The following is a 23,357-nucleotide window of genomic DNA, read 5'->3' as shown; positions in this document are numbered from 1 at the left end:
TGGATTTGCCCCTATATTTCCAGACACCTGTTATCACTTAACCCATTACTGGCCTGCTGCCGCAGATATTCCCGTGGCGAGCGATAACCCAGTGCACTATGCGGATGCCATTCGTTATAATGCTCGAACGCCTCTGCAAGGTTCTTTGCTGCCGTTAACCCGTCTGGTTTAGGCATGATACTGATGTAGTCACGCTTTATCGTTTTCACGAAGCTCTCTGCTATGCCGTTACTCTCCGGACTCCGCACCGCCGTGTTCTTCGGTTCAAGCCCCAACATCCGGGCAAACTGCCGTGTTTCATTAGCCCGGTAGCATGAACCATTATCCGTCAGCCACTCTACTGGAGACGCCGGAAGCTCGTTGCCGAAGCGGCGTTCCACCGCTCCCAGCATTACGTCCTGTACTGTTTCACTGTCGAAGCCGCCCGTAGTGACTGCCCAGTGCAGTGCCTCACGGTCACAGCAGTCCAGCGCGAACGTGACTCGCAGTTTTTCTCCGTTATCACAGCGGAACTCGAACCCGTCAGAGCACCATCGTTGATTGCTTTCTTTCACGGCCACTTTGCCAGTATGTGCCCGTTTCGATGGCGGTACAGCGGTTTTTCGCTCAAGCAACAGCGCATTCTGGCGCATGATCCGGTAAACACGTTTGGCATTGATCGCAGGCATACCATCAAGTTCGGCCTGTCTGCGAAGCAGCGCCCATACCCGACGATAACCATACGTGGGCAGCTCTCCGATAACATGGTGTATACGGAGAAGCACATCCGTATCATCTGAGTGACGGCTGCGGCGACCATCTTTCCAGCCATCGGTTCGTCTGAGAATTACGTGCAACTGCGCACGCGACACCCGGAGACAACGGCTGACTAAGCTTACTCCCCATCCCCGGGCAATAAGGGCGCGTGCGCTATCCACTTTTTTGCACGCCCGTATTCAACGGCTTCTTTAAGGAGTTCATTTTCCATCGTTTTTTTGCCGAGCAGGCGCTGGAGTTCTTTAATCTGCTTCATGGCAGCAGCAAGTTCAGAGGCAGGAACGACCTGCTCTCCTGCGGCCACAGCAGTAAGACTTCCCTCCTGGTATTGCTTGCGCCAGAGAAATAACTGGCTGGCTGCCACACCGTGTTGCCGGGCAACAAGGGAGACCGTCATTCCCGGTTCAAAACTCTGCTGAACAATAGCGATCTTTTCCTGTGTAGTACGCCGTCTGCGTTTCTCCGGTCCTAAGACATCAATCATCTGCTCTCCAATGACTAGTCTAAAAACTAGTATTAAGACTATCACTTATTTAAGTGATATTGGTTGTCTGGAGATTCAGGGGGCCAGTCTAAAGATCGTTTATAGGGTTGTTATCTTTGTCCTTGAAAATAAGTTTTACGATAGCGCTTTCTCCTGGCAAAAGAACAGGTTTATCTATATCCACGATAGCTAAGTCTGGAGGCATATTAACTATGACCTTTGACTCAAAGTAGAAGGGTACAGAGACCGTAGGCACCGGCGTGTAGCCTGATGCTGAAGCCATATCCGTTTCGTTATAAAGTTCCAACTTTAGTTTTGAACCAACATGTTCCTCCCTGAAGTCAAATCTATATTCACATGGTTTTTCACGTTTAATTTTATGCTGAGAACCATCTCGATTAACCAGATAATATGTACATGCCTCAGTAAACGTTTCACTAGCCTGATAATACTGTGTATCAGGATCACTGACCCGCCACCTTAAATATCTTTTTAGTGTCATACCCGGAAAAGGCGCATAATAATCGTCATACGTTAGAGCCTGCCCCTTCTCATTTAGGAAATGGAAGACAGCCCTCGGTTGCCCAGGCCTGTGCCCAACGCTCGGCGCCGTAGGAGGAGAAAATATCCCGACGGTTGCCGCGGACGTTGTCGACGAATCCGCCAAGACGCTTATCGGCGCAGCCGCCAGAAGCAGGCTATAGATAATAAGATTATGTTTCGACATACGCACTGTTGATCCTTTTTAAAACATTAATTCGCATCAGAGGTTGCGGTATTACCCTTAGCATTTTCCTTATCAGAAATAATTCTGACGCGGATATATTTATTCTGAAGCGATTCCCCATTAAGACTATAAGGAAGAAGCCAGGTGGCTTTTGTAGCCCCCGGTACGGATTGCCAGGATTTCATTTCATCCGAGATTTCCCACTGATAATTAAACGCATCAGTACAGTCCGTGTTATTTACACAAAGCGTTCTGGCTCGCATTTCTGTTCCGACGACTGGCGCAGTAACGCTTCCGTTGGCTTCTTCAGTACCCGGCGTAAAAAGCACCTCCACAGAAGTGACCTTCTGCGCAATACTGTCTGACTGCGCTTGTAGTAGTACGGTACCCTTCACCGGATGTTTATCGTCTGGTCCGCTTGCTTCAATATGTAATTTGAGCGAACGGGCATCATCGCCGATATGGGTCACCAGAACCCGTTCAACCCAATGGCCGTCACGCTCTGTACCACCGAGCGCTTTAAATGCCAGACCCGGCATATCTGATTGATACTTAATATGACGTGGTTTGAGCGACGTCCACTCCTCTTCAGAACGCTCGCGCACGTAGTGCCACTCAATAACCTTCCCCTCTTCTCCGGCAGGAAGCGGCGTACTGATAACAAAGTTGCCGTCCTCAACCTGAACATCGTCATTGATAACATTTATCCATGAACGGAAACTGGTCTCATCCTGTGTCACCCTTACCGGGATACGCTCGGAGGTCACGCGAGTACCCCGGCTGTCAGTCACCGTTAAATAAAGGCTATACTCCTGACCGTCGGTCGCCGTCAGCGGAAGTTGAGGAAGGATAAGGCCGCTGCCCAAACTCCCCTGAAGCTGAAGTCCGGCGAGAAGCTCCGCATCACCCGACCACTCAACTTTCTCAATCGGGTAACGGCTATCTACCGTCGCCATTAATGTCACTAGCGTCCCGGACAGGCCTGACACCGGCATTGCCGTAATGCGGATTTTACTGGCCTGCTCCCGATACGCCATGACGATATCGTAATTACGATCGACAAAGGCATGCCGGTTAGTCGTATTCGACGGCGCCCCAACGTTGCGGTAATCAAGCTGTTCATGTAACGGCGTACCGAAGGAATAGTTGACTCTCAGACCGCCCTCTGCCTGCGATCCGCCGTTACCGGCGTCCCGATATCCTGCTCTGACCTCAAGCAAGGGGACAGGATTCCAGACCAGAGCCGCACCTGCGGCGCGGGGATTCCGGCTTAATGTACCGTTACCCAATAGATCAACTTTATCTCCGTAATACTGTTCATATGTCAGCTCGCCACTGAACCAGGGAAAATCGGGAAGCGTGCCTTTTGTTCGCAGATCAAAGCCATATGCCGGACGCTCATCATGTAATTCATGAACTGCTGACGTTTTCCAGCCGGTGAGAGGGAAATAATAGTTGCCGGAAAAGGCCAGACTGTCTGTATAGACTTCCCCGCCAATGCCGCCACGCAAGTGGGAATAACGGATGTCGGCATCCAGAAACGTATTGACGCCGAGCAGCCATCCATTGACCTCCTGGCGGTAACCCACACCAACGTTAGCATAGATGCGGCCATCGTAACTGCTGCTGTCGTGGTCGCGAAAGCCAAGCTGGCCAAAGAGTAAAGACGATGTTGTTTCCTGGACGGGAATAAACATATCGAACTCTGATGAGCGATATTTCGCGCCATCTTCAAGATTGACGCCACCACGGAAAATAATCTCCGGAAAAGCGCTCTTCATCCCCTCGTTCACCAGATGATTAGCGGCTTGCCCTGGTAACGCCTTTATTTTTCCTTTGGCATAATCTTCCAGTGTCCCCTCCTGCAGATGCGGAGAAATAGACGATGCCGTCCCCGCAATCCACGACTGAATTTCATTATCGCTATCAGCGATAACCGGGAGTGAAAGCTGACTGCTAACAATGGCCCAGGTTATATATTTAGTAATAGGTTTTTTAGAAAAAACCACTTTATTGCCTCCTGCTATACCCACCTGCCTGGCAGGGGGAGTATTTAAATAAGATGTTTATTTAGCGATAACCATCAGCGACGGATAGCGCGTTTATTCTCCGGCGTGGCTTTCGTCGTTTTAGGCGTAACGTGGACACGGAACAGTTTATTCTGCTCAGTTCCCTTAATAATATATTTATGCTTTTCAGCGTTGGTATTATTCAGATCGGTGAACTTATCTGGTGTCCCGGCATCCGCCATCTGCCAGGTAAAGTTATAATTACTGACCTCACACTCAGCCGCCGCTGTGGCGGCACATTCCAGTACCGCTTCAAGGGTGCCGCCTACCACTGGAGTGTTGGCGTCATTGGTACCGTTGAGTTCTGGAGTTGGCTTGTTGTTTTCGTTCACGACTTTGATAGTGACAGAACGTAGCTTATTAGAAATCGTACCGTCTGCGGCGGAGTCGCCGCCCACCCCAGAAGATGCAGAAGTTAATAAGACAGTGGCAGGCAAGAATGCACTATCCGGCGTCCCCGTTGCCGTCTTAATCCGGTAAACGATTTTAATTTTTTTACCGCCTGCATCAGCAGGAATGGTAAAAACCGTCCCGGTTGCCGCCGGGGTTCCAGAAGGATCGGCGGCCTCATTATCCACCAGATACCATTTAATATCGTCGGCATTATTCATTTTATCCAGCGATAAGAGATCCCCATCCTCATCCCCAATAAAAACATCCGCTATCTGGAGGGTTGAACCGGTCGTCAGTTCCCCAGACACTTCTATTTTTTTTGTATCCTTGGTTACCACAGGACGGTGACCAACAGAAGCAGGTGTAGCAGAAGAAGCCATATCATTGGCTCTGGTATTCGCCACCGCCTCTACTGAGACCACGGATGCACAAATCGCTAACGTTAATAAAGATCTTTTGAAGTACAAAACAATTCCCTTTTATTAAATCATTAGAAATAATTACGAGATTTATAATCTCACGGGCTAAAAATTCAGGGTTATTCAATCATTTTAACCGCCTGTAAAATTATGCCCTTCGCCATGCTAATTACTTAGCTTTACTGGCAAAAGCCGATCTTCAAGTGTAAAGTTTATTCAGAAACGTCAAGCAATTTAAATCTTTCTTGTTTTGCCAGAAAAGCTAAAAACCACCCACCAGTTTAATTACACAGTATGTCAAACACCTTAAATGTTTATATTTTCGGCTTCAATAAAGAGGAATGATGATGAAAAAAGCCATAATAATCTCAGTATTAGAGCAAATAGAAAAAAATCTTGAAGAGAGGATTGATATTGAAAAGCTGGTTGTTATAACAGGTTATTCGCGAAGGAGTTTGCAGGATTTTTTTAAAGAAAAGTGTGGCGTCTCTATCGGAAAATATATCAGACAACGCAAGTTGAGCAGAAGCGCCACTCTGCTAAAGCTGACCTCTCAGTCGGTCACAGATATCGCGTTCAGAATGGGGTTTGATTCAGTGCAGTCCTATAGTCGAGAGTTCAAAAAAACATTTGGCGTCAATCCCAATAACTATCGCAAGGCTGATTTCTGGGATCTCAGAAACCTACGGCCTCCCTACTGGCTTGACTGTGATGAGCATTATCAGTTCGAAATTTGTCAGCTTACGTCAAAAGAAATTTTCGGATTTCAAACGTCTCATCAGATCGCAACAAATGACCTTCCTAAAAAAGCGTCACCTATAAAATGGAAAATCATTCATGAGACGCTCAGAACGTGGGGCGAAAATGTGTATTGTCTCTCGTCTTTTAAGCCGGATAATACCAAAGACCAGGTCATCGCCGTAAGCAGTTTTTTTGGTATGGAACATAATTCCGTCGATGGAGGCAAAATCCCCATGTCGAGGGTAATAAAATGTGGTAAATATGCAAAATTCCATTTCGTTGGTCATAAGGAACAATATCAACAATTTTCCAATACAATATATATGTGTATATTGCCAAAACTGAATCTTATCAGGAGAGAAGGAGAAGATATTGAATACTTCCATTTGGCATCCGTCCAAAAGCAACAGAATAATGAATCCATTGTCGATCTTTATTATTACATCCCTGTACTGTAATGACTTCGTACCATCCACGCATTTCATCTGAAAAGTCTTCTCTTTTCAGAACGGTAATAAAACTCTCAGTATTGATTCTGGTATAATAAGTGACTATTAAATGTAGTTAACTTTTTGAAAGAATTGAAAAAATAAATTGCGTGCACGCGACACCGGGGACAGATTTCTGACAGTACTGTACGGTGTAGTGATCAGGTAATATTAGCTACAGTTTACGGTAAAAGAAAAGTCCATACTTTAACTATTAATGGGAGTATGCTGGCCGGGCGGCTTGCGGGGTCTTCATGCTCCCACATTTACAATGTTGGTATGATTACATTCTCTCTATACTTTACTGTGCTAACCTTTTATCTCGTTGAGATAACGTTTAATTAAAATGCTCTCTTTTTGATGTACATTATAAGAGGAGACATTATTCATATTTTCGAAATCAGGGCAGACGATATGTATACAACCATCAGAAACACAGCGCTAGCAATGGTAACTTGTTTTTCGTATATCGCACATGCCAGTACCCACCCTCCTCTTATTATCACCAGGGGAACCGGAGGAGACGCCTCCGGAGCCACGGTCATTCATGATAATTGGCGGCATGGCACTCCTGACCTGGTCAATCTTACCGATATCCCCATAGATAAAATCAGACCAGAAAAATACAGTTGCGTACTGATTATTGGGCAAGGAGCTATAAAAGAGATGCTTCTTGCGAACAATGCCTCAGCAATACTTTCCGGAAAAACGGTTGGTCTGTATAGTCATCTGATCGATCAGAACACGCTCAGATTACTTCGGCAATTGCAGAACAAAGTGAGATTCAATCTCTTTTTTACCCGCTCGCAGATAACTCTACTAAAACTAAGGAATATTTCAGAATATAATTTTTTGAGTTCTAAAGTAAATAATGTCTGGGGACAAGACTCACTAGCAATTGAAACAGTGGCACCTGACAGGGGTAATATACCGGAAAAAGCGCTTCCCCTCAAAACAACAGATTATGTGATCTGGCTGGGTGGAAACTATACTACTTCCTCTGGTACGCAGCGTATCTTCACAAACGATCAGATTGTTGTAGCCCTAAAACCACTACATAATGTTATTTCATCAAATGCATCGATTGCTATTATGCTTTCACCACGTTTTTTTGATAATAGCATGAGTAAAGAAGCAAAAGTTAAACGACTGAAGGCAGTGCTTAACACCTTTTCGCGAAACAGGGTCACATTTTATATGAATAAGGAGATGCTTGCTAATCTGAAAGAATTTGATTTACCTGTTCAACTATCCCCTTCTTACGCAGAGCTGATGCGAATGTCCTGGGCCAGCGCTACCCGGCATTTTGCCTCTGTGGATCAATATAACCTGTTTGCTGATCTCATACCTAAAGTCACGCCGTTTCTTCTTGAACCGAATGATGCCGATCAAGCTCTCTATGCGACGGATTATCTTAATACCCGGCGTGTAAGTCTGACCCAAAATATTCTTAACCACGGTTGTGACTAAATAAAACGCGCAGAATCCGGGATAGTTAGCAATCCAAAACAGACCGTTAGCCATGAGTACTGTTTATCTTCACTATACAGGGAACAACCAAATAACTGACAACACAAATCAAGCCGATACCCGGAATTCGGCTATACAGGCGCTCTATTCAATTCAGGCCCAGAAACAATCCGGTACCCATACAGGACACGGCCTCCCAACTGCTTTAGCGCATTACCAGTCCAGCTTCGATGCGCCTTCTGTCGTCTGCACTATTTCACTGGTTTTAATAACGCGATGATAACCATAAACATCAGCGTATTTCGTCATTCCGGTTGCGGTGTCAACCTCCGGCTTACCCTGCGTTTCAATAATCTCTCCCGTCCGGGTCGTCATGGTATAGGTCGTTGTACATCCGGCTAGCATCAACACTGATAAGCTAAGTACCGTAATAAGACTACATTTTTGCATTTCTCGTTTCCCTGGCACCTCTATTTTTGATGTACTTTACCGAATACCGCGACGGTAAGATGGATGATTAGGGCTATTGCTCCCTGTTTGTCCGTATCTGACTGGCTCAGGTTTTTTGATGCGCTGCGTTAATCCGGCAGTAATCGCTCCAGCACATCCCCAGCCAGAAGCACGCTCTCCTGAAGACGCTCCAGGCCATACCCCGCTCGCGCCTTGGCGGAAAGCCCCGCCATTAGCGTCCCCATAAAGTCCGTCGTCCGGTCAGCCTCTTGCGGATACCGCATGGCGACATAAGTGCGAATCAGGTTTTCAGCAGCGATGTAAAACTCGCAGGCGGCCTCTCGTGCCGGTTTATCGTTACAATGAGCGCCCTCCAGAACCAGACATCCAGTGGCATCAGGATCGGCAGCGTAACGTCTTGCCGCTTCCATCAGCACATCGATAAGGCACTTCGCGGTCGGGCGATCGTGACGCAGAAGCGCCCCGAGCGGAATCGCGTCGGTCATCCTGTAACGCTTTAATACGCGAGTATACAGCCCCAGCTTGCTGCCAAACGCCGCATAGAAACTGGGAGGATTGATCCCGAACGCTTTTGTCAGATCCGCTACGCTCACCGCGTCGTATCCGCGCGAATGAAATAAGTGTTGAGCGGTTTCAATGGCTTGCTCCGGATCGAACTGGCGAGGGCGACCCGGCGTTCGGCTATGTTTTGTAGTCATTACTACATAACTCCTTGACGGCATGATTTCATTACGCATATTGTAGTGGCTACTACAATATCATAAAGGACATCCTGATGATGCTATTTCGCAACAAATCTGTACTGGTTTTAGGGGGAAGTCGTGGTATCGGCGCGGCTATTGTACGACGCTTTAGCGCTGACGGCGCATCGGTCGTTTTCAGCTACGCCGGATCGCGTGAAGCCGCCGAAAAACTGGCAGCGGAAACCGGAAGCACCGCCATCCAGACAGATAGCGCCGATCGGGATGCCGTCATCAGCCTCGTGCGTGAGTACGGACCACTGGATATTCTGGTCGTCAATGCGGGCGTGGCTCTCTTCGGCGATGCGCTGGAACAAGATAGCGATGCGATAGATCGTTTGTTCCGTATTAATATCCATGCGCCTTACCATGCGTCAGTCGAAGCAGCCCGCAATATGCCGGAAGGTGGTCGCATTATTATTATCGGTTCCGTGAATGGCGATCGGATGCCCGTACCGGGAATGGCCGCGTACGCCGCCAGTAAATCAGCCCTGCAAGGGCTGGCGCGCGGCCTGGCCCGTGATTTTGGCCCCCGCGGGATTACGATAAATGTGGTGCAGCCAGGTCCCATTGATACCGACATCAATCCGGAAGATGGCCCCATGAAAGAGCTGATGCACAGTTTCATGGCGATCAAACGACACGGAAGACCTGAAGAAGTGGCTGGAATGGTGGCATGGCTTGCCGGTCCGGAAGCTTCTTTCGTCACTGGCGCGATGCACACCATCGATGGTGCCTTCGGAGCCTGACGGCCAGGCGAATATCACACGGTTGCCGTCTACGCTCCGGCAACCGTGTTAGAAGCTGTTCATGCGAGAAAACATCCGCAAGCGCCGGGATCAATCGTGGATTTTAACGCCAAGACAACCGCGAACAAATTCAGGATTAAAATGCTTCACCGCTTCGCCAACGTAGCCTAAATCAAGGGCGTTGATTTGAGCCATTTCATTATCCGTTAGTGAGAAATCCCAGATGGCAAAGTTCTCTTCAATGCGTTCCTGTCGAGTGGATTTAGGAATAACCGTGACGCCACGCTGCACGTTCCAACGCAGGACAACCTGCGCGATGGTTTTTTGATGGGCATCGGCAATCCTTTGAAGCATGACATTTTCATACTGTTTATGTCTCCCGCCGCCTAACGGCGCCCACGCTTCAGGCTGAACGTTATAATGCTTCATGGTTTCCAGCGCGGCGGGTTGTGCAAAGTATGGATGCAATTCGACCTGGTTTACCATTGGCGTAATTCTGACGGTTTCACAGAAGTTGGCTAACACATGCGCATAGAAGTTGGACACGCCAATGGCTTTTAGTTTACCGGCTTCATAAGCGTCTTCCAGCGCGCGCCACGCACTAAAATAATCGCCCATTGCCTGATGCAATAAATAGAGATCAAAATAATCTAACCCGGATTTTTTCAGCGACGCTTCAATACCTGCTTTGGCCAGATCGTAGTTAGCCATATCTTGCACCCACAGTTTAGAAGTAATAAATAACTCCTCACGGGTACACAGACCTGTCGCGATGGCTTCACGAACAGCGTCACCAACGGCATCTTCATTGCCGTATACCGCAGCGGTATCGATAAGACGATAACCGCTGCGAATAGCGCTTAACACTGACTGCTGACATTCTTCTTTGTCGGTTACCTTAAAAACGCCAAAACCCACCATAGGCATTTTAAGGTTGTTACTTAATATTGAATATTCCACGCTAAAGCACCCTTTCGTCGTAAAGACGCCATGATAAGAGCAAAATACAGGTACAATGAGTATTGTTAAATCCGATTATATTTATACAAAAAGTTCATTAATAACAGTTGTACAGATTTTTTATTGCATCCAAACGTTCAGTGCTTGCTATATCCTCGCCGTGTAGCACCTGTTTGATAATGCCTTTTACTTATGCGTCAAAAACCAGTACCGTCATTTTGACCGTCTGTGAAAAAGTTTTCTGAACAGGCAATGCGATATCCGGAATAATATTTTTTAGCGAAGAGGCTCCGGCTGGCTCAGCGCCGTTTTGCACCAGTCATAAAAAGCGCGTACCGCAGGCGGCAGAAACCTGTTTTGCGGATAGACCAGCGCAAGCGGCAAATCGTAAGAATGGTTGTCCATGCAGGTCACCAGCGCCCCGCTGTGCAGATACGGCGCAACCAGATAGCTGGCGACGCGAATTAACCCCAGTCCCAGTATTCCGGCCTGAATATAAGCGTCCGTATCATCGACAACCAGCGTCTCCTGCACCCGCATCGCGTAATCCTTCCCTTCACGCGTAAAAAACCAGTCGGTGGTACGCCCGGTGCGGTGGTTCAGGTAGCCGACCGCATGGTGCTTTTGCAGATCATCTAAATTTTCAGGGCTACCGTAACGCTCAATGTAAGTGGGCGATGCTGCTATCACCCAGTTAAAGCTGGCAAGTGGACGGGAAACCAGCGTGGTGGAATCATCGATCCTGCCGGCCCGAATCACGCAGTCATACCCTTGCAGGATAATATCCTCCACGCTATCGCTGGAACAAAGTATCAGCTCCAGCTCCGGATACTGGCGCAAAAAGGCCGGGAGCGTGGGAATAATGCAATGTCGGGCGAGAGATTGCGGCATCCCCACTTTAAAACGCCCTTTGGGTTGTGCCGCCCGGCCGGGAAATGACGACTCCATGGCCGCGATATCTGTCAGCACTCTTTTGCACTCTTCGTAGTAACGCCGCCCCTCTGCGGTCACACTAAGTTTGCGAGTTGTACGTTGCAAAAGTTGAATCTTAAGCCAGGATTCCAGTTCTTTAACCACTCGCGATACCGTTGAGCGCGGCACGCCCAGCACTTCGGCGGCTCTGATAAAACTATGGGTATCCACTACGCAAACATAGACCTGCATCGCTTCCAGCTTGTCCATTTTCCCCCCGCCAATTATCCCATTTATCAGAACAGTCTAACCCGTCTTCGGCGTCTTATCGAACGCAGATCCCTGACGTAATCTCTATCTACAGGTGAATCAACACAGAGAGGTGCAAATGAAACAATCCAATAATCAGGTAGGTGAAAAAGTATTGGTGCTGGGCGCGGGACAACTGGGGGCGTCAGTGCTGGCGTCGTTGGTTCCGGCGGTCACACAGCGTAATGGTTCCGTTTGCGTTATTGTGTCAGGGCGATCCAGGGATAAACAGAGCAAACGACGTTCCAGCATTCATCAACAACTGGCGGATGCCGGTGCGCGGTTTATCCCGGTCGACATCGCAGACAGTTCGGTTGCAGCGTTAAAAGATCAATTCCACGGTTTTGATACGATCATCAATTGTATGGGGTTTGTCGCCGGTGCGGGTACCCAGATAAAAATCACCCGCGCGGTACTGGAGGCGGGCGTTAAGCGCTATTTCCCCTGGCAGTTTGGCGTGAATTACGATGTGGTCGGCAAAGGCAGCGGCCAGCCGGTGTGGGACGAACAGTATGACGTCAGGACGCTTTTGCGCGAGCAAAACGTCACGGAGTGGGTGATTGTTTCAACCGGTATATTTACCTCTTTTCTCTTCGAACCAGCCTTTGGTGTGGTCAACTTAGCCAAAAAAACCATCAATGCCCTCGGCGGATGGGAAATGCAGGTCACCGTCACGTCGCCTGCGGATATTGGTCGCCTGACCACTGAAATTTATCTGCATCAGCCGCGTATCACTAACGAAGTCGTCTTTGTCGCGGGGGAAACGACCTCTTATGCAAAACTGGCGGAAACGGTCGAACGCGTGACGCAGCAAACCTTTACCCGAGGCGTATTGACGCTACCTGACTTACAGGAGCAGCTCCGTTTACATCCGCATGATCCAATGCTGCGCTATCGCGTCGCCTTCGCGCGTGGTGACGGTATGTGGTGGCCGATGAGTGACACCTGGAATGCACAACATCATCTGCCGACACAGGATATTGCAGCCTGGCTGAAAACACAGCAATGAGAACGGCGGCATCAGGCGCTCGCTTAATCCCCATGCCTTCTGCCAGCATCAGGCGGCGGGCTTGGCTACCTTGAGTTAACAAGAAACCAGTACGCATCAGTGCCTGGTTATGTGCTCCTGCTGTAACACCATGTCTGATAATGCTTTTTTCTTATCTGCAAAAACTGATGCCGACATTTTTACCGTAGGGAAAATAGTTTTCCGTTTTGTGATCTAACTAATGCGCTCATCGTTAACCTCTTAAATAATTGATTACTGCTTTTATGTGAACTAATGATGGCTTCAACGACGAGGACTGACGAATCAGAAGATTTTGCTGGCCGCTAAAGAAAATCTATCTCGTAGCGTTTTATTGACAGGGACGATTTTCGGAGTGTCAAAGTTAACCTATCATTCCCAGACTAATCATTTTGACAAATAGATGACTCAGCCGGAAAGCAAGCAGAACGGAGGAGAGTAATGTGGATATCTCCTCCATGAATTTAAATTAGCATATAACCTGATTTAAACGCTCAAAGCCTTCTATTAGATCACACTTAAGGTCTTCGATATCTTCCAGACCAATTTGTAGTCTTAACGTTAACCCACCAGGATTCCATTCTGTTGCAGTACGATATTCTGTACAATCAAATGGTATGATCAAACTTTCATAACCTCCCCAGGAAAATCCCATAGAGAAAAGTGACATATGATCCAGCATATTAGCTAAATTACTTTTATTAAATTTAGGGTCTAAAACAATGGAAAATAATCCAGATGAACCGGTAAAATCTCGTTTCCAATATTCATGTCCAGGACATTCAGGAAATGCAGGATGTAACACTCTGAGGACTTCCGGCCTATTTTTGAGCCATTTTGCCATTTCAATACCTTTCCTCTCAGCTTCTTTCAGGCGTAAATGCATGGTACGTAATCCACGAAGCGCCAGGAAACAATCTTCTGGTCCAGGAAGCATTGCCATACTGCTGTACATTTTCCTGAGATCAGGCCATGTCTCCTGGTTTGCTGAGATCAGTCCCATCAAGAGGTCTGAATGGCCACTTAGATATTTAGTACCAGCTTCAAGTGATAAATCTATACCATGCTTATGTGCCTGAAAAAATATTGGCGTTGCCCAAGTATTATCTAAAATAGTCTTGATATTATGTTTTTTGGCAACTGATACAATTGCCGGAATATCCTGAACTTCGAAAGTCTGTGAACCTGGCGCTTCAAGAAATATAGTAGAGGTGTTTGATTTAATTAGCCCCTCTATATCCGAACCTATGAGAGGATTATAATATGTTGTTTCAACACCAAATTTAGCCAAGGTGTTCAGACAAAAATTACGCGATGGCCGATAGGCACTATCTGGCATTAATAAATGGTCACCACTCTTCGTTGTCGTTAAGAGCGCAAGTGCGATGGCGCCTAAACCGGATGGAGATAAAACTGTGCCTGCTGCTCCAGTTAAATGCGTCCATGCAGATTCAAGGTTCTCAATAGTTGGCGAGCCCGCTGTTCCATAATCATAACGTGCATTTCTGTTTTCTATATCGCTTACGGAATTATATATAATAGTAGAACCACGGTAGATTGGACCATTTACAAAACCATACTGTTTGTTTGGGTCGCGGCCAAACTGGAGTATTTCCGTACTAGGTTTAAATTTTTTCACAGAGTTGTTCATTTATTTTTCCTTGTTGATATCAGAAATTAATCAAATAATATAAATAATGGTGAGAAACATAGCATCAATCCAATACCAATAATATAGTATACAGCCATTCCTTTAAGGTCATGCAGTAAGGAAACTTTATATATCAAATACCCTGGAATTAAACACCCAACAATACCATAGAGAGGAGCACTAAGTTGATTAAGAAGTATAATTGACATCCGGGTCATGACCAGACACCATAAACTTATAACTGAAAAGGCACAAACAAAAACAGAAAGAAAACGTTCATTTATTTTCTCTACTGGAATAAACCGAGAAACAATATTTCTAACTATCCCTTTCAAAGCATCCTGAAAACCAAGATAAATCCCTAAAAAGGCAGTCAATATAGCAAAAATGTTGAGCAGGACAGTCATGATTTTGATAAGTGAACCAGGTAAAACTTTTGCTGCCAATGCCAACGCAGTAATGTTTTGCTTATAAGCCAGCATTGCCTGCTCATGGTTTAAGGTGAAAGTAAATGAAAAAGCAAAGAAGAGAATACTTATAGCCAAAATTGCATAAGCTATACGGTTGACTCGTATAGCACGATATGTTGCAATGCGTCGATTTGACTCAATCTTACGATAAGCAATATTCACCGGGCTTAGTATTTGCATAAAAAGGATTGAGAATAACGTAAATGGCATTGTTAGAAAAAGATCGCGAATAAAGGACCCCATATTTGGTAAAGCAGATATATTTGAAAAATTCCAGTGCGGTATCATTGCAATACCAATTAACAGGACAATACCTAACTTCACCAGAACCATAGGAGTTGAAATTTTAAAAATTAATTTTTCACCCTGTGACGCAAGGGCAACCAGAACTGATATAACAAGCAATCCCCACCAAAAATGGTCTGACATGAGTCCGTCGGTAATACCAAATGTTTGTAGAAATGAAGCGCTATCAAATGTTACAGCAAGTGAATAGTTAAATATTCCCTTAAATAACATCAAAAAATATATGATACTCATGAAAATAGCCCAGTTAGGGCCTAAATATTGAGAAATAATGCTTGTATAGTCCTTTGCATCTTCTGTCCTCGACAAAGTTTTCAAATAAATATCCTGAAGGAGATAAATACCAGGATAAACGATTATGATAGACACTATAAAAACCCAGATGCCTTTTATTCCAATCTGGATAGGTAAAAAAACAATACCAGCACCTATTGCCATTCCAATACATAAAATGACCCACCCAGCATCATATAACGTGAATGGTATTCTTTTTATATCATCTTTAGTTAAGGTACATTCAGACATAATTCATCTCCTATAATTCTTATAAAGTACTTTCACTACGTTATCGAACAATTAAATTATAAATAGAAAAGAATGTTGTGATAATTATTTATTTTCAAAAGCAATAGCTTCAATCTCTACCAAAGCATCTTTAGGAATTTTTTCAACCTGTATGCATGAACGAGCTGGTCCGTTAATTTTACCAAAAAAGGTTTCGTATACTTCATTGAACGCGTTGAAATCATCCATATTCTTAAGGAAACAAGTTGTTTTAAGAACGGTTTCAAGCGAAGCTCCCCCCATTTCAAGAACAAACTTTAAGTTAAGCAATGCTTGCCATGTTTGTTCTTTAATTCCTCCTTCTGTTAAATTCATTGTTTTAGGATATAACGGCAATTGTCCTGAAGTGAACACGAGACCATTAAATATGAAACCTTGCGAGTAAGGTCCTATGGCAGATGGTGCTTTGTCAGTGTTAATAATAACTTTCATTTTTATTTCCATTATATAAATGAAGCAATAATCTTTCTGCGTTTTTTAAGGGGGTATATCTTTAAAATATAAAAAATTACCCACCGAGCTTTATTAACTCTTTTAGTAGAAGCCTATTCTCGATGACTAAATTTATAAGAATAAGCATTCCATAGTGCGATTCACGATGCCAGTGAATATTAGAAAAATCAGTTTTTATTTTTTTTCACAATCTTTGGTGATTAAGAACCACATACCAACATTGTGGAGTAACAATCTCAAATGCCATATCACATAAATACATCATATTATGTGATTGAGTACAAATTTTAATATAATTAAAACTTCAATTTATTTATTGTTTCTTCCCATTTTTTCCATGGCTGGTGATCTTCAAGGAGAAAATCAATAAACGATCTTACTTTTGGATTTTTATACTTGCTTGGAAAGTACAGTGCATAAAGACTGTGAGTCGGATAAACACACTTTCCATCCATGGTTAAAGGAATCAACTCGCCATCTTCAATATGAGAACTGACAAGATATGAAGGTAGCCAGGCAATCCCCTGACTTGCAAGAGCGGCTTTTAGTAAAAGTAAACTGCTATTGACTGATAACGGAATTTTAGGCCTATGGTTACAACTGTTACTACTTGAGCCAGGTGCAGAAAAACGCAGAGAAGGTGTAATCCCCTGATAGACCAAACATTGATGGTTAATGAGGTCGTCTAATTTTTTAGGGGCCCCCATTTTCTCAAGGTATGCAGGTGAAGCACAATACATCCAACTTACCTCCGCCAGCTTGCGCGTTGCGTAATTTTGTGGCGGTGTTGATGTGATCCTTAGGGCAATGTCAACATCATTTTCGTTGAGATTAACAATGTGATCATCAAGTTCAAGAATGAGTTCGACATCTTTATTCAGTTCCCTGTATTTATCAAAAATCTCAACCAGATGTGCGTAGCCAAAAGCAACAGAACTTGTGACTTTCAATAGACCATGGGGATAATTTATATATTCACATGTGCTATTTATAACATCATCAAATTCTTCTAATAATTTTGATGCTCTCGCAACAAAAAATTCTCCTGCTTCAGTAAGCTGAAAATTTCTGGTTGTTCGCTTAATAAGAGCAACACCTAAGTTTTCTTCTAAGGCAGCAAGTCCTTTACTGATAGCAGATGGCGAAAGGTTAAGTAACCGAGCAGCTTCTGAGAGACCTTTGCTTTCACTTGCTTTAACCAGCATTTCTATTTGCTTGATTGTCAAAGGAATTGTCATCATTTTCATCCCTGTAACTAATAAACGTTAAATAGTTTTATATAACAGCATAAAGCTATTCTAAATAATAATTTTTTACTTAATCGCATACAAAGTAGAAAAAATTTATCGGCATGATAGTTTTTGTACCTTGCTGAAAACACACAATCTGCTTTATGCAGTAAATGTGCAAGAATATGCTTTATTAATTTGAGGAAGAAATTCTATCTCGATCACGTATACTAGTTCCATCGTATGAGATGGAGAATAAAATGCGTTCGCTTAATCGCTTGAAATGGCTGCACGCTTTTGAAGCAACTGCGCGTCATGGTAGCTTCACAGGTGCAGCCAAAGAGCTAGGCGTCACCCCGGCAGCCGTAGGACAACTGGTTCGGGCACTTGAAGACTGGGTAGGCCACCCCCTTTTACACCGGACACGTTCTGGTAAAGAAAGGCTCACGCTCGTGACTGAGGCTCAGGATGCGCTAAAAGAGATCACTCAAGGGCTCGATAGCCTTGAGTCAGGACTTAATAAACTGCGCGGTCGTCAGGCTCGATCCGTCGTCATTCTCACGGCCTCACAAGTTCTGGTGATGAACTGGTTAATGGAAAAATTAAATCGTTTTTCCGAAACGCATCAAAATATCGAGCTACGCCTGAATGTGACGGAAAAACTCATGGATGTGGCTCACGGAGAGGCAGATATTGGTGTTCGTTGTGGCAAAGGAGACTGGTCGGGGGTAAATAAGGCATGGTTAATGGATGAGGAAGCTGTTCTGGTATGCAGCCCACGCATTGTACCGCCTGAGAAAATTACGTGCGGCGAATGGCTGGCAGAACAAAAACTCATCCATGATGATACCCTGCACCCTGGTGCAAATTTTCCTTCATGGGAAGAAGTCTTAGCCGCAACGCAAGCTCCAGCTACGCGTTATACAGGATTGCATATTAACTCTACCTCAGCGGTTATTATGGCTACGCTTAGCGGCCAGGGAGTGGCAATTGTCCGCCGTGCGTTGGTTGAACAGTTAATTGCCACAGGACAACTGATACAACTTCATCCAAATATACGCTGGCCGCTAACATGGTCCTATTACATTGTTACACCACAAAAAGCAGTGATGCGTCCTGAAGTAAAAGTTTTTCATGACTGGTTAATTAATGATATTTTGATTAAAAATAGCCCAACCTCCTGAATTTCAGGAGGTCATCCTTTTTATCTGGCTTTGGGAAAACTGGCGAGTTTAACACTGGCAAAGTGGCAAACCATGTTATCAATCAATACTAAAAACCTACCTCTCCACCGCTAATATTGCCTATACAGGGGGCTTTATTCAAAACAAATATTCTAATGAGGCCTCCATATTCCAGACTCACCCAGATGAATTAAGTCCTCGTCAGGACAATACACAACATAGAAAATCTTCTCCGCCACACAAGAATATGTGATTTGTTAGATCAGACGGTCATGTTGATAATTCCCCTACTGTCATTCGTCAATGACTGTGAATACTTTGCTTATCTCGGTCCCTTTTGAAGGAGAATACTATGGCTTACTTACAAATCACCCTGAATATCAGCAACCACAACCGCCCTGCCGCAGCAAATGTTTATCAAAAATATAAAGCACCATTTTTAAATACCATTGCCGGAGCGACCTCAAAAGAATTGCTTATTCGGGATGAAGACGTGCAAGTTTTACATGGCTTTGAAACTACTGCTCAAGCGCAGGCGTATCTTACCAGTGAATTATTTACAAAAGACGTTGTGGAAGAATTGAAGCCTTTTCTGAACCAGGCACCAGATATTCGCATTTATTATGTGATCTGAATACACAATCCTCTAATATAAAACAGGAACAGATATGCTTTCAAACTGGAATGAGTATCGTAGTGGCCTGCTGGCTGCCATTGGTAAATTTGCCACATTGCAGCCGGAGTTCATGAAAGGCTTTCAGCAAATGGACAAGGGGACTTTAGAAAATGGGCATCTGGATCCCAAAACACAGGAATTGATTGCGCTGGCCGTGGCGGTTACTACCCGTTGCGATGGTTGTCTGGCAGTGCACGTCGATGCGGCCGTGAAACATGGCGCAACCCGGGAAGAGATTTCTGAAGCATTGTCCGTGGCTATAAAAATGAACACTGGGGCAGCCCTCACCTACACAGCACACGCACTGGATGTGTACGACAACCTGCCGAATAAATAACGGTATCTCTGCTCTAAGCTACCGCCATTTTAGGGGAAATGGATGGTACTATCCGTAATTTAGTGCAACCGTTTTTCCTTGAATACGCCAGTAATACTGTCAGGAAAGTACAGTTTCAACTTTAGCAGGAGATGGTCAGAAGAAGAAACTGGCGCTGCAAGCCGCGCCAGTTCTGAGTTTGGCAGTGGTTACCTTTCATCAAAAGGTAACCAGTACGCATCAGTGCTTCACGATATACATTGTACGGCTATAGGCCACATCTTCCGGGTTAGTAATGGGGTATCCCTTTACCCACGGTTTAATTAACCGGCCATTGGTATACTGATAAATAGGCGCTATAGGCGCTTGTTCCGTTAAAATTTTCTCCGCTGCATTGTAATCCGCGTTACGCGCTTCGGCGGTATTTTCCATCGTCGCTTGCGTCAGGATTTTGTCATAAGTCGGATTAGTAAAGCGTGAAATATTCCCCGTATGCGTGGACGTTAATAAGGATAAGAAAGTCGACGGTTCGTTGTAATCACCCACCCAGGAGGCGCGAATAACATCAAAATTACCGGTATTCCGGCTGTCGATATACGTTTTCCACTCCTGGTTTTGCAATTTCACATCCACCCCCAGATTTTTCTTCCACATTGACGCCACCGCAATCGCGATTTTCTGATGGTTTTCTGAGGTATTGTAAAGCAGAGTTAATTTAAGCGGCTTCTGCGATCCGTAGCCTGCTGCACGAAGTAATGTTTTCGCCTGGGCATTAAGTTCTTCCTGGCTCATTTGTTCAAACGGTGAAGGATCGGGCTTAAATCCTGCCGTGACATCCGGTGTAAAATGCCAGGCCGGTTTTTCACCGGTACCTAAGACTTTTTCCGCCATCAAACGGCGATCAATGGTCATACTTAGCGCCAGACGAACGCGGGAATCCGCCGTCGGCCCTTTCTGCGTGTTAAACGCATAATAATAAGTCCCTAATTGCGGCGGCGTATAAACTTGCCCTGGAATATCCTTCAATAATTTCTGGTACATATTTTTAGGGAAAGATTCGGTGATATCAATATCACCGGCAAGATAACGTTTCGTCGCAGCCGACTCCTGGTTAATGGGTAAAAATGTCACTTTTTGCAGTACCGTTTTCGCGTTATCCCAGTAATGCGTATTAGGCACGACCACCAGTTTTTCATTTACCACGCGCTCTTTAAGCACATACGCGCCATTGCCGATCAGTTTTCCCGGCTTCATCCAGTCTTTGCCGCTTTCGACATTCGCTTTTTGGACCGGATAAAAGGCAAAACTGGCGGTCAGACTGGCAAACCAGGGCAACGGCTTGTCAAGCTGAACACGCAAAGTGTGCGCGTCCACGGCACTGACGCCAAGCTGATCCGGCGTGACTTTACCGTCGATAATGGCTTGCGCATTAGTGATGCCAGCCAGAGCGGCAAACCAGGCGAAGGGGGAAAGCGTTTTGGGATCAACCAGGCGTTGCCAGCTATAGACAAAATCCTGGGCGGTCACCGGCGTTCCATCGGCCCATTGCGCATTATCCCGCAACGTAAACGTCCAGATACGATTATCATTGCTCTTCCACTGGCTGGCGACGCCAGGGATAATTTCACCCTTTTCGTTCTGGTTAACCAGCCCTTCAAACAGATCGCGGATCACCTGAATTTCAGGCAGCCCAACGGCTTTCGCTGGATCTAACGAAGCGGGCTCATCTTTGATATGACGCACCAGTTCTTGTTTTTCTGCCAGTACCGTTCCGCCGGGAACATCCGCAGCATATGCCAGGGAAAAGCTGCTAACCAACAGCGCACAACAGGTTACTGAAACAGAATGCCTCATAGAAGTTCCTCAAAGATGAGTTAAATGACAACGTAATTATTTGTTTCAGCAGAAAGAAATGCAATTATCTTCCGCCAGAAAGTTGATATCGCGCCATACAAGAGGGTAAATAGAAACCATTTGATAATCGGCGGGTTTTACACAACACTACGATGATTACCCTACTGGTCTCAGCTTCGGGAAACGCGTATGACTGTCACCCGCCCCCGTGCCGAGCGCGGCGCATTTCCGCCAGGCACTGAACATTATGGACGTTCGCTACTAGGCGCGCCGCTAATCTGGTTTCCGGCGCCTGCCGCCAATCGCGAAAGCGGCCTGATACTGGCTGGCACCCACGGGGATGAAACCTCATCCGTGGTGACGCTCTCCTGTGCGTTACGCACCTTAAATCCGTCCCTTCGCCGTCATCATGTCGTACTTGCCGTTAATCCTGATGGCTGTCAACTGGGGTTAAGGGCAAATGCGAATGGCATTGATCTAAACCGTAACTTTCCCGCCGCCAACTGGAAAGCGGGTGAGACAGTTTATCGCTGGAATAGCCGCGCGCAAGAGCGTGATGTCGTGCTGCTAACCGGCGACCATCCCGGCTCAGAACCGGAAACCCAGGCGCTTTGCCAGTTAATTCATCGACTCCAACCCGCCTGGGTCGTCTCTTTTCACGATCCGCTAGCCTGCATTGAAGATCCACGTCGCAGCGAGCTAGGCGAGTGGCTGGCCGATGCTTTTGCGTTGCCGCTGGTGACCAGCGTAGGTTACGAAACGCCCGGTTCGTTTGGCAGCTGGTGCGCCGACCTCAACCTGCACTGCATTACCGCCGAGTTTCCCCCTGTTTCCGCCGATGAAGCCAGCGAAAAATACTTGCAGGCGATGTCGAATCTGCTCCGCTGGCATCCTAAAGATGGAGTTGACCCGTCGTAAAGCGTAGCGCGGGCTCAACATCAACCGCCAGCCATGTTGGGCCATCAAGATCGGCGAAGCTCACCTGCGGCATAAGCGGCAGCGCGGCGCTAATCGCTCTTGATGTACAGAGCATACAGCCCAGCATCAGGCCGAATCCTTGCTCCCGCGCCTCCGTTGCCAGCGCCAGCGCCTCGGTCAGACCGCCGGTTTTATCCAGCTTAATGTTGATCATATCGTAGCGCCCCGTCAGGGCTTTCAGACTACTGCGAGTATGGCAGCTCTCATCTGCACAAATGGGCAACGGATGAATAAAATTTTCCAGGGCGGCGTCATCCTGCGCGGGCAGCGGTTGCTCCAGCATCGCGACATTCAGATCCGCCAGTAACTGGCAACGCGCCGCCAGCCCCTCCGGACGCCACGATTCATTGGCGTCCACAATGAGCGTCGCCTCCGGCACCGCCGAGCGGATCGCCACCATACGTTCGCTAATCAGACGAGCATCGAGTTTGATTTTCAGCAACGTCGCCCCTTTTTCCCATAGTGCCGCCGCACTGGCTGCCATCTGTTCCGGCGTACCTATCACTACCGTTTGCGCGGTAGTAAAAACCGGGGCCAGCGTCACGCCGAGCAGCCCGGCAAGGCTTTGCTGCCGCTGGCGGGCCTGCAAATCCCATAAGGCGCTATCCACCGCGTTGCGCGCCGCGCCTGCCGGCAACAGTTTCTGCAATGCTTCGCGAGTCAGCCCGTTTTCCAACTGAGGCACAATACTCATGATTTGCGCCATGACCGAGGCATCACTTTCACCATAACGTGGATATGGCGTACATTCCCCGATGCCTTTTACGCCCTCTTCTTCCAGTTCGACAACGACAACATGCGCTTCGCTTCGGCTACCACGCGCAATAACAAAAGGCGTATGTAACGGCCAGGTTTCCTCATATACCTTAACAGATCTCATCTCTTCCCCTCTGATAGCGCCGGACGCGGCTTGCTACAAATAGTATTTGCCGTGTTAATGAATAATGACTTAAACTGGATT

General features: G+C 46.2%; 21 protein-coding genes and 1 pseudogene. 8 read left to right on the top strand and 14 right to left on the bottom strand.

The genetic code is table 11. The features are described 5' to 3' along the window. Positions 1–11: 11 nt before the first annotated feature. From ABVN36_RS21190 to zirU, 4 genes and pseudogenes are all read right to left on the bottom strand, one after another. Positions 12–1,240 (bottom strand): IS3 family transposase gene (locus tag ABVN36_RS21190; protein WP_164528041.1). Its coding sequence is split into 2 segments (ribosomal slippage): positions 12–925 and positions 925–1,240, totalling 1,230 coding nucleotides; the frame shifts between segments, so codons are not numbered across the junction. Positions 1,241–1,331: 91 nt separating this feature from the next. Next, positions 1,332–1,967: pseudogene (locus tag ABVN36_RS21185) on the bottom strand (ZirS family two-partner secretion-like system exoprotein); the annotation flags it as partial. A gap of 26 nt (positions 1,968–1,993) precedes the next feature. Continuing rightward, on the bottom strand, positions 1,994–3,976 hold the full coding sequence (gene zirT, locus ABVN36_RS21180; RefSeq protein ID WP_050901172.1) for a two-partner secretion translocator ZirT: 1,983 nt from the start codon (positions 3,974–3,976) through the stop codon (positions 1,994–1,996). A 74-nt stretch (positions 3,977–4,050) separates the two neighbouring features. Next, positions 4,051–4,896, bottom strand: a complete 846-nt coding sequence (zirU, locus tag ABVN36_RS21175; RefSeq protein ID WP_000273698.1) for a two-partner-like secretion system exoprotein ZirU — start codon at positions 4,894–4,896, stop codon at positions 4,051–4,053. A 293-nt stretch (positions 4,897–5,189) separates the two neighbouring features. Here zirU and ABVN36_RS21170 point away from each other — a divergent pair, with 293 nt between their 5' ends. After that, the gene (locus ABVN36_RS21170; RefSeq protein WP_010989022.1) at positions 5,190–6,047 is read left to right on the top strand and encodes a GyrI-like domain-containing protein; all 858 of its coding nucleotides are present in this window, start codon (positions 5,190–5,192) and stop codon (positions 6,045–6,047) included. Positions 6,048–6,437: 390 nt separating this feature from the next. Further along, entirely contained in the window at positions 6,438–7,547 is a 1,110-nt protein-coding gene (locus ABVN36_RS21165) for a hypothetical protein (protein WP_000275504.1), read from the top strand. Between the two features lie 213 nt (positions 7,548–7,760). On the opposite strand, the gene ABVN36_RS21160 is transcribed toward ABVN36_RS21165, so the two are convergent. Both ABVN36_RS21160 and ABVN36_RS21155 read right to left on the bottom strand, forming a co-directional pair. Beyond that, positions 7,761–7,997 (bottom strand): YgdI/YgdR family lipoprotein, encoded by a 237-nt coding sequence (locus ABVN36_RS21160; protein WP_001168017.1) that lies wholly within the window; start codon positions 7,995–7,997, stop codon positions 7,761–7,763. 128 nt (positions 7,998–8,125) lie between these two features. Further along, complete coding sequence (locus tag ABVN36_RS21155; RefSeq protein ID WP_000208473.1) at positions 8,126–8,716, bottom strand: TetR/AcrR family transcriptional regulator; 591 nt, start codon at positions 8,714–8,716, stop codon at positions 8,126–8,128. A 77-nt stretch (positions 8,717–8,793) separates the two neighbouring features. Here ABVN36_RS21155 and bdcA point away from each other — a divergent pair, with 77 nt between their 5' ends. Then, positions 8,794–9,507 carry an SDR family oxidoreductase gene (gene bdcA / locus ABVN36_RS21150; RefSeq protein WP_000979084.1) on the top strand — a complete coding sequence of 238 codons (714 nt, stop codon included), beginning with the start codon at positions 8,794–8,796 and terminating at the stop codon, positions 9,505–9,507. Positions 9,508–9,597: 90 nt separating this feature from the next. On the opposite strand, the gene ABVN36_RS21145 is transcribed toward bdcA, so the two are convergent. Together ABVN36_RS21145 and ABVN36_RS21140 are read right to left on the bottom strand one after the other, a co-directional pair. Then, a complete protein-coding gene (locus ABVN36_RS21145) occupies positions 9,598–10,467 on the bottom strand; it encodes an aldo/keto reductase (RefSeq protein ID WP_023138301.1) in 870 nt (289 codons plus the stop codon). Positions 10,468–10,743: 276 nt separating this feature from the next. Continuing rightward, on the bottom strand, positions 10,744–11,649 hold the full coding sequence (locus tag ABVN36_RS21140) for a LysR family transcriptional regulator (RefSeq protein ID WP_023138302.1): 906 nt from the start codon (positions 11,647–11,649) through the stop codon (positions 10,744–10,746). A gap of 118 nt (positions 11,650–11,767) precedes the next feature. Between ABVN36_RS21140 and ABVN36_RS21135 the strand changes: the two genes are divergently transcribed. After that, positions 11,768–12,697: an aromatic alcohol reductase gene (locus ABVN36_RS21135; protein ID WP_020898810.1), complete on the top strand. Its 930-nt coding sequence runs from the start codon at positions 11,768–11,770 to the stop codon at positions 12,695–12,697. Positions 12,698–13,184: 487 nt separating this feature from the next. Here ABVN36_RS21135 and metC read toward each other — a convergent pair whose 3' ends face one another. The 4 genes from metC to ABVN36_RS21115 form a co-directional block, all read right to left on the bottom strand. Continuing rightward, positions 13,185–14,366, bottom strand: a complete 1,182-nt coding sequence (metC, locus tag ABVN36_RS21130; protein WP_001066156.1) for a cystathionine beta-lyase — start codon at positions 14,364–14,366, stop codon at positions 13,185–13,187. Positions 14,367–14,392: 26 nt separating this feature from the next. Beyond that, on the bottom strand, positions 14,393–15,667 hold the full coding sequence (locus tag ABVN36_RS21125; protein ID WP_001287671.1) for an amino acid permease: 1,275 nt from the start codon (positions 15,665–15,667) through the stop codon (positions 14,393–14,395). 84 nt (positions 15,668–15,751) lie between these two features. Next, positions 15,752–16,138, bottom strand: a complete 387-nt coding sequence (locus tag ABVN36_RS21120) for a RidA family protein (RefSeq protein ID WP_000864437.1) — start codon at positions 16,136–16,138, stop codon at positions 15,752–15,754. 317 nt (positions 16,139–16,455) lie between these two features. Continuing rightward, complete coding sequence (locus tag ABVN36_RS21115) at positions 16,456–17,397, bottom strand: LysR family transcriptional regulator (RefSeq protein WP_001537910.1); 942 nt, start codon at positions 17,395–17,397, stop codon at positions 16,456–16,458. 251 nt (positions 17,398–17,648) lie between these two features. Between ABVN36_RS21115 and ABVN36_RS21110 the strand changes: the two genes are divergently transcribed. The 3 genes from ABVN36_RS21110 (at position 17,649) to ABVN36_RS21100 (ending at position 19,585) form a co-directional block, all read left to right on the top strand. Further along, positions 17,649–18,572, top strand: coding sequence for a LysR substrate-binding domain-containing protein (locus ABVN36_RS21110; RefSeq protein WP_001257181.1), 924 nt, complete (start codon positions 17,649–17,651; stop codon positions 18,570–18,572). 352 nt (positions 18,573–18,924) lie between these two features. After that, on the top strand, positions 18,925–19,206 hold the full coding sequence (locus ABVN36_RS21105; RefSeq protein ID WP_000323820.1) for a hypothetical protein: 282 nt from the start codon (positions 18,925–18,927) through the stop codon (positions 19,204–19,206). Positions 19,207–19,240: 34 nt separating this feature from the next. Beyond that, positions 19,241–19,585: a carboxymuconolactone decarboxylase family protein gene (locus tag ABVN36_RS21100; protein WP_000950635.1), complete on the top strand. Its 345-nt coding sequence runs from the start codon at positions 19,241–19,243 to the stop codon at positions 19,583–19,585. A 219-nt stretch (positions 19,586–19,804) separates the two neighbouring features. Here ABVN36_RS21100 and ABVN36_RS21095 read toward each other — a convergent pair whose 3' ends face one another. Further along, positions 19,805–21,418, bottom strand: a complete 1,614-nt coding sequence (locus ABVN36_RS21095; RefSeq protein WP_001216563.1) for an ABC transporter substrate-binding protein — start codon at positions 21,416–21,418, stop codon at positions 19,805–19,807. A gap of 189 nt (positions 21,419–21,607) precedes the next feature. Between ABVN36_RS21095 and mpaA the strand changes: the two genes are divergently transcribed. Further along, positions 21,608–22,336: a murein tripeptide amidase MpaA gene (gene mpaA, locus ABVN36_RS21090; RefSeq protein WP_023138303.1), complete on the top strand. Its 729-nt coding sequence runs from the start codon at positions 21,608–21,610 to the stop codon at positions 22,334–22,336. Here mpaA and ycjG read toward each other — a convergent pair. After that, entirely contained in the window at positions 22,311–23,276 is a 966-nt protein-coding gene (gene ycjG, locus ABVN36_RS21085; protein ID WP_001258073.1) for an L-Ala-D/L-Glu epimerase, read from the bottom strand. The genes mpaA and ycjG overlap by 26 nt on opposite strands. Positions 23,277–23,357 lie beyond the last annotated feature (81 nt).

Source organism: Salmonella sp. SJTUF15581, assembly GCF_043356775.1.
GTDB classification, from domain to species: Bacteria; Pseudomonadota; Gammaproteobacteria; order Enterobacterales; family Enterobacteriaceae; genus Salmonella; species Salmonella enterica.
This window is presented reverse-complemented; position numbering and strand designations above follow the sequence as displayed.

What these genes read in the sequence shown, in the direction of transcription:
- metC (WP_001066156.1), bottom strand. Translation starts at nt 14,366, where the DNA reads ATGAACAACTCTGTGAAAAAATTTAAACCTAGTACGGAAATACTCCAG.
- ABVN36_RS21160 (WP_001168017.1), bottom strand. Translation starts at nt 7,997, where the DNA reads ATGCAAAAATGTAGTCTTATTACGGTACTTAGCTTATCAGTGTTGATG.
- ABVN36_RS21110 (WP_001257181.1), top strand. Translation starts at nt 17,649, where the DNA reads ATGCGTTCGCTTAATCGCTTGAAATGGCTGCACGCTTTTGAAGCAACT.
- ycjG (WP_001258073.1), bottom strand. Translation starts at nt 23,276, where the DNA reads ATGAGATCTGTTAAGGTATATGAGGAAACCTGGCCGTTACATACGCCT.
- ABVN36_RS21120 (WP_000864437.1), bottom strand. Translation starts at nt 16,138, where the DNA reads ATGAAAGTTATTATTAACACTGACAAAGCACCATCTGCCATAGGACCT.
- ABVN36_RS21125 (WP_001287671.1), bottom strand. Translation starts at nt 15,667, where the DNA reads ATGTCTGAATGTACCTTAACTAAAGATGATATAAAAAGAATACCATTC.
- ABVN36_RS21165 (WP_000275504.1), top strand. Translation starts at nt 6,438, where the DNA reads ATGTACATTATAAGAGGAGACATTATTCATATTTTCGAAATCAGGGCA.
- ABVN36_RS21170 (WP_010989022.1), top strand. Translation starts at nt 5,190, where the DNA reads ATGATGATGAAAAAAGCCATAATAATCTCAGTATTAGAGCAAATAGAA.
- bdcA (WP_000979084.1), top strand. Translation starts at nt 8,794, where the DNA reads ATGATGCTATTTCGCAACAAATCTGTACTGGTTTTAGGGGGAAGTCGT.
- ABVN36_RS21115 (WP_001537910.1), bottom strand. Translation starts at nt 17,397, where the DNA reads ATGACAATTCCTTTGACAATCAAGCAAATAGAAATGCTGGTTAAAGCA.
- ABVN36_RS21095 (WP_001216563.1), bottom strand. Translation starts at nt 21,418, where the DNA reads ATGAGGCATTCTGTTTCAGTAACCTGTTGTGCGCTGTTGGTTAGCAGC.
- ABVN36_RS21105 (WP_000323820.1), top strand. Translation starts at nt 18,925, where the DNA reads ATGGCTTACTTACAAATCACCCTGAATATCAGCAACCACAACCGCCCT.
- ABVN36_RS21100 (WP_000950635.1), top strand. Translation starts at nt 19,241, where the DNA reads ATGCTTTCAAACTGGAATGAGTATCGTAGTGGCCTGCTGGCTGCCATT.
- ABVN36_RS21155 (WP_000208473.1), bottom strand. Translation starts at nt 8,716, where the DNA reads ATGACTACAAAACATAGCCGAACGCCGGGTCGCCCTCGCCAGTTCGAT.
- ABVN36_RS21140 (WP_023138302.1), bottom strand. Translation starts at nt 11,649, where the DNA reads ATGGACAAGCTGGAAGCGATGCAGGTCTATGTTTGCGTAGTGGATACC.
- mpaA (WP_023138303.1), top strand. Translation starts at nt 21,608, where the DNA reads ATGACTGTCACCCGCCCCCGTGCCGAGCGCGGCGCATTTCCGCCAGGC.
- ABVN36_RS21135 (WP_020898810.1), top strand. Translation starts at nt 11,768, where the DNA reads ATGAAACAATCCAATAATCAGGTAGGTGAAAAAGTATTGGTGCTGGGC.